General features: G+C 59.0%; 10 protein-coding genes. 4 read left to right on the top strand and 6 right to left on the bottom strand.

The window, feature by feature from the left end; translation table 11 throughout:
• A complete protein-coding gene (locus tag POF53_RS05575; protein WP_498966730.1) occupies positions 1-1,035 on the top strand; it encodes a VOC family protein in 1,035 nt (344 codons plus the stop codon).
• Entirely contained in the window at positions 1,025-2,764 is a 1,740-nt protein-coding gene (mhpA, locus tag POF53_RS05570; protein WP_498966728.1) for a bifunctional 3-(3-hydroxy-phenyl)propionate/3-hydroxycinnamic acid hydroxylase MhpA, read from the top strand. Before POF53_RS05575 ends, mhpA begins: the two co-directional genes overlap by 11 nt.
• Here mhpA and POF53_RS05565 read toward each other — a convergent pair.
• The 6 genes from POF53_RS05565 to POF53_RS05540 form a co-directional block, all read right to left on the bottom strand.
• Complete coding sequence (locus POF53_RS05565) at positions 2,753-2,941, bottom strand: hypothetical protein (RefSeq protein ID WP_498966726.1); 189 nt, start codon at positions 2,939-2,941, stop codon at positions 2,753-2,755. The two genes, mhpA and POF53_RS05565, sit on opposite strands and share 12 nt — an antisense overlap.
• Positions 2,942-3,018: 77 nt before the next feature.
• Positions 3,019-3,255: a hypothetical protein gene (locus tag POF53_RS05560; protein ID WP_028688843.1), complete on the bottom strand. Its 237-nt coding sequence runs from the start codon at positions 3,253-3,255 to the stop codon at positions 3,019-3,021.
• A 367-nt stretch (positions 3,256-3,622) separates the two neighbouring features.
• On the bottom strand, positions 3,623-4,174 hold the full coding sequence (locus POF53_RS05555; protein WP_203646467.1) for a YdeI/OmpD-associated family protein: 552 nt from the start codon (positions 4,172-4,174) through the stop codon (positions 3,623-3,625).
• Positions 4,175-4,196: 22 nt separating this feature from the next.
• A complete protein-coding gene (locus POF53_RS05550) occupies positions 4,197-5,330 on the bottom strand; it encodes a pyridoxal-phosphate-dependent aminotransferase family protein (RefSeq protein ID WP_498966724.1) in 1,134 nt (377 codons plus the stop codon).
• Between the two features lie 125 nt (positions 5,331-5,455).
• Positions 5,456-6,682 carry an EAL domain-containing protein gene (locus tag POF53_RS05545; protein WP_498966722.1) on the bottom strand — a complete coding sequence of 409 codons (1,227 nt, stop codon included), beginning with the start codon at positions 6,680-6,682 and terminating at the stop codon, positions 5,456-5,458.
• Between the two features lie 35 nt (positions 6,683-6,717).
• A complete protein-coding gene (locus POF53_RS05540) occupies positions 6,718-7,743 on the bottom strand; it encodes a fimbrial protein (RefSeq protein WP_498966799.1) in 1,026 nt (341 codons plus the stop codon).
• A gap of 225 nt (positions 7,744-7,968) precedes the next feature.
• Between POF53_RS05540 and POF53_RS05535 the strand changes: the two genes are divergently transcribed.
• Positions 7,969-8,592 (top strand): response regulator, encoded by a 624-nt coding sequence (locus POF53_RS05535; protein ID WP_498966720.1) that lies wholly within the window; start codon positions 7,969-7,971, stop codon positions 8,590-8,592.
• Positions 8,593-8,602: 10 nt separating this feature from the next.
• Complete coding sequence (locus POF53_RS05530) at positions 8,603-12,184, top strand: transporter substrate-binding domain-containing protein (RefSeq protein WP_498966718.1); 3,582 nt, start codon at positions 8,603-8,605, stop codon at positions 12,182-12,184.

Below are 12,184 nucleotides of genomic sequence, written 5' to 3'. Positions count from 1 at the left end.
ATGAACAATCAAGTGATGACCACCCGTACAACGCCGGACATTTTCGGTGCCAGCAGCATGGGTTACGCGCTGATCGAGTCCTGCCACCTCGATCAATGGCGTGAGTTACTCCAGCATGGCATTGGCCTGCACTTGGCTTTCTTTGACGAACAGACCCTGGCCTTTCGCATGGATCAGCACCAACGGCGCATCATTGTCCAGCGTGGCCGGCAGGAAGACTTTCTGGCCGTGGGCTGGCAATTGCGTGACGAGGCGACCCTCGACGAAGTCCTGAATCGCTTGCAGCGCCTGGGCATTGAGGCGCATCCCGGACTACCGGATGAAGCCGCGCATCGCGGGGTGAAAAAATTCTGGCGGGTGCTTGGCCCCAAACGCATGGCCGTCGAACTGTTCTGGGAGCCGCTACTGACAGACAAACCACTGAACATGCTTAGTGCTGGCTTCATTACCGGTGCGGCCGGAATGGGCCATCTGGCGATCACCTCACGCAAGCCACAACAGATGCAACGCTTCTGGGAGGAAATATTTGATGCCCGTATCAGCGACCATATCGTTGAGCACATTGCCGGACTGACGCTGGATATCGATTTTCTCAGGGTCAACGAGCGTCACCACTCTATCGCTATCGCACGCCTGCGTAGCCTGCCGATGGATCCGATACGCACCCGCGTGCAGCACATGAACCTATTGACCACATCTGCCAGCGAACTGACCGACGCCTATTTACGCTGCCGAAAACTCGGCTTTGAAATGGCTCATGAAATCGGTGAACACCCCAATGACCGTGAGCAGTCCTTCTACGTGATGAGCCCTAGCGGTTTCGAGCTGGAACTGGGTTGCAACGCCATGGTGGTCGAGGAAGCAAAGTGGCGCACGACGTCATATCAGGGCATCAGCCTCTGGGGCCATCGCCCGCAGAAAAGCGGTACCTGGCACACGCTAATCAACAATCTGGGCAACTTCATCCGCGGCATGCGCTCGTTGCTCAAACCTGAGTATTCACCGCTCTTAGAGAGGCATCGACATGAACAATAAAAACGATTCGGTACCAACCGTCGATGTGATCATTTCTGGCCTCGGGCCGACTGGCGCGACGCTGGCGCACCTGCTGGGCAAACGCGGCCTATCGGTGCTGGTACTGGAGCGCGAACCGACGTTCTACGGCAATGCCCGGGCGGTCTACACCGATGACGAGTGCATGCGTGTCATGCAAGCTGCCGGTGTTGCCGCCGAACTGGCGGTCAATATGCAGGTCGACACGCCGGCGCAGTGGGTGCTTGCCAGCGGCAAGGTTCTGGGTCAGTACTGGCGCCTCGATCGCCCTTATGGCTGGCCGATCATCAACTTTCTGTACCAGCCCTGGATGGAAACCACCCTCAGCGATCTACTCAGCCGTTATCCCAATGTGCGAATTGCACGTGGGCGTGAACTCACCCGGTTCGAACAGGATGAGCATGGCGTTACCGTAACCCATCAGGCCACCAGCACCTTCCGCTTCAGCGAAGCAAGCGATGCGTGTACTGAATCTGAAATCGATCCCGACCCGCAGACTGTTCGCGGGCGCTATCTGGTGGGTGCGGACGGTGGTCGCAGTACCGTTCGCGAAGCCTTGGGCATTGCCATGAGCGGAAAAAACTTTCCTGAACCGTGGCTGGTAGTCGACCTGGAGATGAAAGAAGGCGAGGATGCCTTGCGTCACTTGCCCTACTTCAGCTTCATCTGCGACCCGGATTGCCCGACCGTCTGCTGCCCGCAGCCGGGGCGTTTTCATCGATTCGAATTCATGCTGATGCCCGGCCAAGCCCGCGACCAGATGGAAGATCCGACAGTTGTGCGCAACCTCATCAGTCGTTATGTCGATCCGGACAAATTCGAAATCAAGCGCAAACTGGTCTACACCTTCAATGCTTTGGTGGCGAAGGATTGGCGCAAGGGCCGGGTGCTGATTGCTGGCGATGCAGCGCACATGACGCCACAGTTCATGGGCCAGGGTATGAGCTCCGGTGTACGCGACGCCTACAACCTGGCTTGGAAAATCGACGCCGTGATCAAGGGCCTGGCAGGTGATCGCCTGCTCGACACGTATGGCACCGAACGCTTCCATCATGCCAAGGCGATGATCGACATCTCGGTACAGATGAAAGACTTCGTCTCGATGTCCAGCCCCGTTTCCAGCCTGATGCGCAATCTGCTGGTCAAGACCGTCCTGGCGACGCCATTTCTTGGCCGCTATGTTCGTGAAGGCCGTTTCAAACCGGCCCCGACCTATGCCCATGACAGCTATCTGGGCATGCCACGCCGCCATCGGCGCTCCCCGGAAGGCCGGATGATTCCGCAACCCGAAGTCCGCACTTTCAAGGGCCAGCGCGTATTGCTCGATGACCTGTTGGGCGACGGTTTTGCCTTGATAGGTCTGGAGATCGATCCACGCGCACACTTGAGTCAGGCCTCCCGGCAACTGCTAGAGATCCAGGATTCACGCTTCGTCACCCTCTTCCCGTTCGGTACCCGTCCACAGGGCGCCGGTATCAATCCCACCAATACCAGTGAATTGGTTGAGATCGAGGACGTGCAAGGTGAGATGGTCGCTTGGTTCAAGCGTTCGGGGTTTTCCAGCGGAGCGGTAGCCGTTGTGCGCCCCGACAAGTTCACCTTCGCCATGGTCGAGGCCGCCGACCTGGATCGGGCTATAAACGAGCTCAAGTTCCAGCTGCAGTGGAGGCCTCGGCTAGACATGGCCTCAGCGACTCCGCTACGACCATAGCCGGCGTTCATCCAGTACAGGCCAGTGCCGATGCAATCCTGTACTTTCTAAACCGTCATCGCCCGCCATAACACGGAACAGCGGGTCTTGACCGCCCTCCTCTGCAGCCTCGCCGAAACGCCCGACGCCCGTGGTTGCGAGCTTCCTGACGCGCGGGATCTGCAATTCGTTACCCATACCATTCCTCCTGCGGCCCCGCGAACGACGCGGGGCCTGATCGGTTAACATCAAATGCGAGCCCAGGCTCGCCAAGGTCAATGCCGCGATTGCACACGACTCAGCGCCACTTCCACCAAGGTGCGGGCGCTGTCAATTTCGTGCATGGCGGCGAGGGTCAGGACCTGGCCTGGCGGTTTGGCGTGGAGCAGGACGGTTTGCTGGCTGACGGTCAGGGCGCAGACGAGGTATTCGGAGATCTGGACCAGGAGGTCCTCGAGGGTGTGGGTGGTGTATTTGTCGTGTAGCGGTGGGTCAGGAACGATCTTTAGCATGGTTACACTCCTTCATCGGGATTGAACCGCCAAGATCCTGCTGTCAAACAGAATGGTGGCAGCGGTACGTGGGTTGACAGACCGAGGATGAAGGAACCCGGCGCACACGAGGTGCCCCACGTACAGCCGCCATAAGCGACAACGTGCAGTCCTTCTATCAGCAACGGCCTGTCAAAGCCGTGTCGCGGGTTTGGTAGCGACTTGGCGAGACTAGATGGCTGATAGGAGTGCTGCAATGGGCTGTAAGGCGCTGGGAGTATGTTTCGGAAATGGACTACAGAGAAGAGGGAAAATCCGATTCAGAGCACATAAAAAGTGTTCTCTTGTCGTCAACATAGGGCTGGAAGCTCCCGGGCTGCACCACGGATCAATCTTCTGCCTCGGGCGCCCGAAATGCTTTGCTGTAGTAGCCGGACGAGTCGAAGCAGCAAACCGCCTTCTTGCCGGTCGCAAGCATCTCGCAGGCATCACCTATTCGCTTTTCACGCGTCTTGAGCTGCTTCGCTGAGGTAATCCAGTGGATCCAGTCCACCCGCGCGAGGGTCGTCGTACTGTTCCAAACCTTTCTAGCCTCAGGCATGGTTGCCAGGGCTTCCTCGAAATCCGCTGGGATGTCAGGCTCGGGCTCCTTCTTCACAGGGACCAATTCGAGGGTAACGATATCGCCGACGGCCACACCTGCCGCGTCGAGTAACTCGCTACCGACCTTCAGCCAATGGCTCAGCTGACCATCGGGCTCCAGGGTTGCCCGGAAAGGATGCCCATTGATCGTGCCGTCAACGGATGTCCTTCCCCGCCTCGGTAGCCGTTCACTCGCGTCCCTTGGAAGAACTGCAAACGCCCACGACCTGTCATCACCGGGCTTTAACGGACGAAGAAGCTTTACTTCGAATCGGGACCTCGCATCGTCTGTTGTCATTGCAAGTTCTCCCACCGAGCGCCTAGTTAACCATCACCTCGTCCAGCGCCTGCTCCAGAGTGCTGACCGTACGCTCGATATTGTGCAGCTTTTCCAGCCCAAACAGGCCGATGCGGAAGGTCTGGAAGTCGGCCGGCTCGTCGCATTGCAACGGCACGCCGGCAGCAATCTGCAGGCCGTGGCTGACAAACTTCTTACCAGTCTTGATATCGGCATCATCGGTGTAGCTCACCACCACGCCAGGGGCCTGAAAGCCCACTGCGGCCACGCTCTTGATACCTTTGCGGGTCATCATTGCGCGCACCCGATCACCCAGGGCCTGTTGTTCGTCGCAGACCTTGTCGAAACCGTAGGCTTGCGTCTCTTTCATCACTTCGTTGAACCGCGCGAGGGCATCGCTGGGCATGGTCGCATGGTAGGCGTGGCCGCCCTGCTCATAGGCCTGCATGATCTGAAGCCACTTCTTCAAGTCGCAGGCGAAGCTGGTGCTTTGCGTCGATTCGATGCGCTCCAGGGCCAACGCGCTGAGCATCACCAGGGCGCAGCAAGGTGAGGCGCTCCAGCCTTTCTGCGGTGCGCTGATCAGCAGGTCGACCGCACATTTGTGCATATCAACCCAGATCGCGCCGGAGGCGATGCAGTCCAGCACGAACAGGCCACCCACCGCATGCACGGCGTCGCCCACGGCCCGCAGGTATTCATCAGGCAGGATGATCCCTGATGACGTTTCAACGTGGGGGGCGAAGACAATCTGCGGCTTCTGCGACGCAATGGCCGCCAACACTTCGTCCAGAGGGGCCGGGGCGTAGGCAGCTTGGCGCCCTGCTTCAACCGGCCGGGCTTTCAGCACCGTTGTCGCCGCCGGAATGTTGCCCATTTCAAGGATCTGGCTCCAGCGATAACTGAACCAGCCGTTACGTAGCACCAGGCATTGCTGGCCGGTGGCAAACTGCCGTGCTACCGCTTCCATGCCGAACGTGCCACTGCCCGGAACCACCGCAACAGCCTGGGCGTTGTAGACCAGTTTCAGGGTGGTTGAGATGTTCTTCATCACACCTTGGAACGACTGGGACATGTGGTTGAGCGAGCGGTCCGTGTAGACCACCGAATACTCGACCAGCCCTTCGGGATCGATACCGGGATAGATCTTCGACATGGTGCGGTTCCTTTGGCAGAGAGGTCCATGGCATCGACCCTGCCCTAAGCTATTGCAAATGACAAGATGCATCAGGCACTTCGCAATCGACAGTCTTGCCCCACCATCAAATTGGCATTGACCTATCAGCCCAAGCGCAAGATCGCGAGACTGGTAACCAGGACCTCGAGCAGATCGTTGCAACTCATCGGCTTGTACATCAGGAAGCCTTGGCCCACATCCACACCCAGCCGTTGCAGATGCAGCCGCTGCTTCTCTGTTTCGATGCCTTCGGCTATCAGTTCGAAGCCCATCGTTTGCGCCAGACCTACCAGCGCTTCAACAACCCGTGTCTCCCGCAGGCTGTTCACGTGGGCAACGAATCCTGCGTCGAGCTTGACCTGGGCAAACGGAATGCGCGCCAACCGCGCAAGTGTCGAGTGGCCCGTACCAAAGTCATCCAGCGCCAGCCCTACTCCGCTCTTCACCAGTTGGCTGATGTTCTCGATGCTGTTGAGGTTCAGCGCCAATGGGTCACGCTCGGTCACTTCGAGCATGACCTGGCTGCAAGGTACGCCGGCCTGCTCGATATGCCGGAGGATTCGGCTGGCGAAACCTTCTTCGTCCAACTGGCTGGGCTCGATGTTGTAGGAAAACACCAGCCACTCCCCCGAAGCGCTCAATTGCAGGTGCTTTTGCAGTTTCAACCCCTGCTGCAACAGGCAGTCCAGCAGTCGGGCATGGCGTTGCGGCGTATCAATCAGGTCGAGAAAAGCCTGCGGCCCCAACACCCCCTTTTGTGGATGCCGCCAGCGGGCAAGCACTTCGATACCGCAGATGCGCCCACTCCTCAAACAGACCTGTGGCTGATAGAAAGCCACGATTTGCTGCTGATCCAGAGCCTGGTCAATATCCAACGCCTCTCTCCAATCGTTCATCACTTCCCGCGATGAACGTGGCAGGCTACCGAGATTATGGCGCCTCACCGTTCGCTTGACCGTCAACGCCTTGAACAGCAATCCATCGATTTGCGCTGCCGCCAACGCATCGTAGCTGCCCACGAAATATTTGCCCGCCTGCACACGAAAATGGTTGAGCCCCCAGCGGATGGGGGCTGCCAACGCCTCACATTCGATCACCGAAAAAAAACCGCTGTGCTCGCACAACCGACGCAAATAACCAATGCCTCCTCGCGCGGGCAAGCTGTCGCACACCACTAGGTCCGGTCCCTCCTGTCCCCAGAGAGGCTCAGACCAGTCGCTTTCGTGAGTGACCACCTGCAGCCGAACGAAATCCAGTCGTGCGAACAGCGCGGTAAACCGCTCGACCCTGTAGGCGTTGGCGCACAGCAAAAGCACGCTCAATGTCGGCATGGCCTGCAACTCCTGATGAAAAGCCGCGCATCGGCTTACTTGTAGGTGACAGTGAACGCCGCGCGCGCATTGGCCGAACCCGGTTCCGGGCCCAGCAACGAATCGGACGTCTGGATATAACGAGCCTTGAGCTCGATGTTCATGTTGCCGCCGCTCAGCCGTGAGATTGCCACTGGCTGGCCCAGCGGCAAAGGAGTGATCCCGTCCTTGCGCAGTACCTGCACCGCGACCCCCTTTGCGGTCGATTCCGGCGTGAGACCCAACAGACCACGCCCGGCATCAACGATGGTCGAGCCTTTTGCGCCATCAAGACGGAGCCAGGCATTGGCATTCTGATAGTAGTTCCAGCCTTGGTTGGGGGGGTAACTGCCCGGTGTGCAGTTGGTGAGCGGAATCAGTACATCGTTGCTTCGGGAAAAACTATCCTTACCCTTGAAAACTTGGCGACCGATCGTGCCCATGGGCACTTCGATATAGGCCTGGGCATTCCCCTGGATAGAGCATTCGGAACGCACGACCGTGCCGGTAAGAAAGATGCTGTGTTTTCTGTCAACCGACCAGTAGCCGATTGCGGAATAAGGGCTCTCTATCCTCGAGCTTCCAGCGGGTATCTCATTGCTTATTTTCACCAGGGTAAATTTTGCCGTGACACTGACATGATCCGTCGCCCAACCAGGCAGCGTTACCTTGTAAGGAACATACGGCGGTGATCCACTGACAACATTATATTTCTTCAACGGCTCGGAGCTAGCGACCAGCCCCACTCCGGACACATTGGTCTTGACAATGGTCGCAGTGGCAATTCCACTCTCCATCGGTGGCAACTGAATACCTTGCACAACTGGCATGTTGCTGCTGAAACGCACTTCCCAGGGATCCCAGACTCCGCAATTCAAGGGCTTGGCAGGGCGGTATACATAATTCATATTGGCCGTGCCAATTACCGAACCCACGGGGGCATCACGTGGCACATACTGTGTACCTATATTGAAGGTTACATAAACATCCTCACCACCACCGGTGCATCGCGCGAAAGCGGCGCCGCTGTGCAACAACACCATCAAGACGAAACTCCATATCAGCCCCTTCATCTGTCACCTCGCATTGCATATCGGTATCCCCAACAGAATAAGAGGGCAAAGTTATTAATTATCCAGGACGCATCTTGTTAGCCACCAAGAACATTCCTGGACTGCAATTATCATAATCCAGATCACTCGGCAGCGACTGTCAGGCTATAATCGCCTCAATCGTATACGACTCAATGAAACAGAGATTCACCTGACATGAGCATAACCGTGCTGATCGTGGACGATCACCCGATCTTCTCCAGTGCCATCAGCGCCTTTCTGGAGCAGACCGGATACACCGTTGTGGGCGAGTGCACCGACGGCATCGAAGCCCTGGCGAGTTTGCGCCGGCTAAGCCCGGATTACCTCATCCTGGATATTGGCCTCGACGGCTTGGATGGCCTTTCGGTGTTGCAACGCATCCACGCTGAAAGCCTGCCAGTGAAGACACTGGTGTTCACCTCGCAGATGGCTGCCACCTATGCCTCACGCTGCATGCAGGCCGGTGCCAGTGGCTTCATCAACAAGAGCGCAACACTGGACGACCTGTTGCGCGGCCTGAAGACGATCCAGGACGGCTACCTGTATTTCCCCAAGGACGTGCTCTCGCACTATATGGACTTCAACCCACAGAGCGACAACGGCACGCAGAGCCTGACCAACAAGGAAATGCTGATCCTGCAGTTGTTGGCCCAGGGCTTGAGCAACATGGAGATCGCCGAGCGGCTGCACCTCAGCCACAAGACCATCAGCGGCCACAAGGTCAACATCCTGCGCAAGCTGGGGGTACGCACCACCATCGAACTGGCCGATATCGCCAGAGACATGAACCTGATCTGAACACTGCCCCGTGAATACCCTGCGCGCCCTCCTCGCTTCGCTCCTGCTGCTGGCTGCCTTGCCATCGCTCGCCCAGGAACTGGCCCTTTCCTCCCGTGGCCAGGCCTTGAGCTTCTCTGCCCCGGTCAGCGAACCCGATCGTGCGTGGCTGGCGCAGAAACAGGTGGTCACCGTGGCCATCTCCAGCCCCGACTACCCGCCACTCACCATCATCACTGAGCACCAGCAGCTCGAAGGCATCCTCGCGGAAAACCTGCTCGCGCTGCAGGATGCACTGGGCATCCGCTTTCGGGTCGTGGTCTACGACAGCCGGGACAGTGCCTTCGCCGCTCTGGTGGCTCGCCAGGTCGACCTGGTGGACGCGGCCACGGCGCCCGAGGCCCAGCGCTACAAGGTGGCGTTCACCGCCCCCTATGCCTATACCCGCATCGCCCTGTATTCACCCACTGGGAGCTTGCTGGATATCGACCTGCGCGATGCGTCAGCTGAGATCTCTTCGACCGCCGATGGGTTCATCGATGCGCAAACGTTCCAGCTGTTCCGCACGGCCACGGTGAAGAACTACCCTACCCCGTACGAGGCCATCGCTGCGGTGCTCAAGGGCAAGGCCCAGGCGTACCTGGGTGACACCGTCAGTACCCTGTACCTGCTGAACCAGAGCTTCAACAACCTCCTGGTCACCAACACCAGCGTCAACGCCATCGAAACCGGTATCGGCTTCGCCTACACCGCCGACAACCGCAGGCTCGCAGCCATTCTCGACCAGCAGTTGCACTCCCACAGCCGTTGCCAGGTCATCAATCAGGTCAACTGGTGGGTGGCAGCGCTCAAGTGCCGTGAAGATGAACAGGTCAGCACGCTCGACGCCCAGGAAGAAGCATTGCTTAACCGCCGCGAGCCGATCAGGATAGCCGCCAGCGAAGACCTCGCGCCCTATGCTCTGTTCGACAGCCAGGGGCAGTTCGGCGGCACCATGTCCGACATCCTGGAGTTGGTGCGGATCAACTCCGGGCTGCGTTTCGAGGTGGTGCGCACCCGCTCGATCCACCAGACGCTGCAATTGCTGGACAGCGGCCAAGCAGACCTGGGGATCATCTCCCAGACAGCGTCGCGAGAGCGCAAGTACCTGTTCACCCGGCCGATCATCAACACACCGTATGCGTTGATCACCCGCACCGAGGCACCGGAGCAGCCGTATCTGGCTCCCGGTTCGACCCTCAGCATTGCCCTGCCCGAATCCGATGCGCTGATCGACTACCTGCGCGAACAGTTCCCGTCGATTGCCTTGAAGCTGACCGACAACGTTCCCGACGCGTTGAAAAGTGTCAGCAACGCAGACAGCGATTTCACGCTGCTCTCGGCCAACCAGGCTCGCTACTACCTGTCATACAAATATGAAGGGCAATTGAAAGTTGCCGATATGCTGACTCGTGTCTATGCACGGGTCGGCCTTGCGAGCACGGCGGACAATCCGGCGCTGATCTCGCTGCTGCAAAAGTCTCTGCAACGCATCTCACCCAACGAAGTCGCCACCATTTCCGGCCGCTGGCGCGCCAACGCGGCCACCGACAATCTTTACTGGACGGGCCTCAGCCTGCGGGTCTACCAGGTGCTCAGCGGGCTGTTCGTGCTGCTGCTGATCACCTGTGTGTGGATCGTCTACCTGCGCAAGCTGATCTTCAGGAAAGCCACGGTACGCAAGGCGCTGCAAGCCAGGCTTGGCCTTATCCAGAACATTGTCGACAGCATTCCGCACCCCATCTATGTACGCGACCTTCAAGGTGCGCTGCTGCTGTTCAACACCGCCTACGCCGACAGTTTCCGTCCTTTGGCCAGCCTGGAAAGCAGCGGCGCGCAGCTCGACGCCATGCTCAATCCGACGCAACTGGCGCAGTGGCGCCTGGATTATGCCCGCGTGGCCAATACCGGCCAGCCCTGCGCGAGTGACCAGCAGCTGGCCCTACCCGGCAAGATGCTCGACATCTACCACTGGATACAACCCTTGCGCGAAGACGGGCAACAGATCTTCGGGCTGGTCTGCGGTTGGCTGGATATCGGTGATCGACTGCGCATACTGGGTGAGCTGCACGAGGCCAAGGACGCCGCCGACCAGGCCAACAGCAGCAAAACAATCTTCCTGGCGACCATGAGCCATGAAATACGTACGCCCATGAACGCAATCATCGGCATGCTCGAGCTTGTGCTGCAACGCAATGACATGGCAGGAAGATCGGTGCAGCAAGTTCAGGTGGCACACGATGTCGCGTTAAGCCTGCTGGAGTTGCTGGGCGGCATCCTCGACATCTCCAGCATCGAGTCGGGCGAGACCCGGCTGCACCTTGCGCCCTGGACCATGAGGCAGGTGGTCGACGGCGTCTTGCAGATTTTCAGCCACCAGGCTCATCGCAAGGGCCTGGACCTGGACGTTACCTACGAAGGGCATGTTGATACAGCGGTGCACCTTGACCGGCTGAAGGTCAAGCAAGTGCTGTCGAACCTGATAAGCAATGCGATCAAGTTCACCGAACAGGGCAGCGTCACCTTGCAAGTCGTTGGTCAGTCTTCGCAAGCAGGCCTGCTGGCATTCACCCTCCGCGTGCAGGACACCGGGCCCGGTATCGCTGAACAGGAACTACCGACGCTGTTCGTGCCCTTCTCTCGCGGAACCGTATCGCGCAACAGCGGCGCTGCTATCGGGCTGTCGATTGCACGCTCGCTAGCCCGCATCATGGGTGGCGACCTGGTATTGGACCCTGCATCCGGCAACGGCACCAGCATGACCTTCACGCTGCCGGCCGAACCTGCGCCCGCCTGTACCACCTCCATGCCTGACGCGCTCGACGGGCCTGCCGCAACGGGTCGCGGCCCATTGAAGATACTGATCGTCGAGGACCATCTGCCAAGCCTGGTGCTGCTCAAAGAGCAGCTCGAGCTGCTCGGCCATCAGCCGACCTTGGCCCACGATGGACTCGAAGCACTGATGTGCTGGGAACAGCATGCCTTCGACCTGATCATTACTGACTGCAACATGCCCGAGCTGGATGGCCTCGGGCTGACGGAGGAGATCCGTCGCCTTGAGCGTTTGCAACGTGTACGGCCAGTCACCATTATTGGCACTACCGCCAGTGCCCGTGCCCAGGATCATGCGGCCGCCCTGGCCGCTGGCATGGACGCCTGCCTGCTCAAGCCCCTGAGTCTCGTGGTGCTGGCGCGGCATGCGCCGGCCTTCGCCCAGCAAGCACCGAGCGGCAGCGAACCTGCCGACCTGTGCGTGCCGTTGCTCGCAGGACTGCCGGAAGCGAAACGCCGACCGTTGCTGCGCAACCTGATACTGACCAACCAGCAGGATCTTTCTGCCCTGGACGACGCCCTCGGCTGCCAGGACCATGCTGCGCTGGCGAGCCTGGCGCATCGGTTCAAGACCGCTGCGCAGTTGATGCAGTCCGACGCCTTGCTGAAGCATTGTGAAGCTCTGGAGAAAGCTATCGAGGCTGGCGCCACAAAGCCTTCGCTGACAGCGCAATGCCAGGCTATCGCAACCTTGGTGAACGACCTGAACGCTGCGCTGGCGGCCAGCCTCGACGCAACATGA

It is taken from the genome of Mitsuaria sp. RG (assembly GCF_028369275.1).
Taxonomy (GTDB): Bacteria; Pseudomonadota; Gammaproteobacteria; order Pseudomonadales; family Pseudomonadaceae; genus Aquipseudomonas; species Aquipseudomonas peradeniyensis.
The sequence above is the reverse complement of the archived record's forward strand: the minus strand, read 5'-3'. Positions and strand labels throughout refer to the sequence as shown.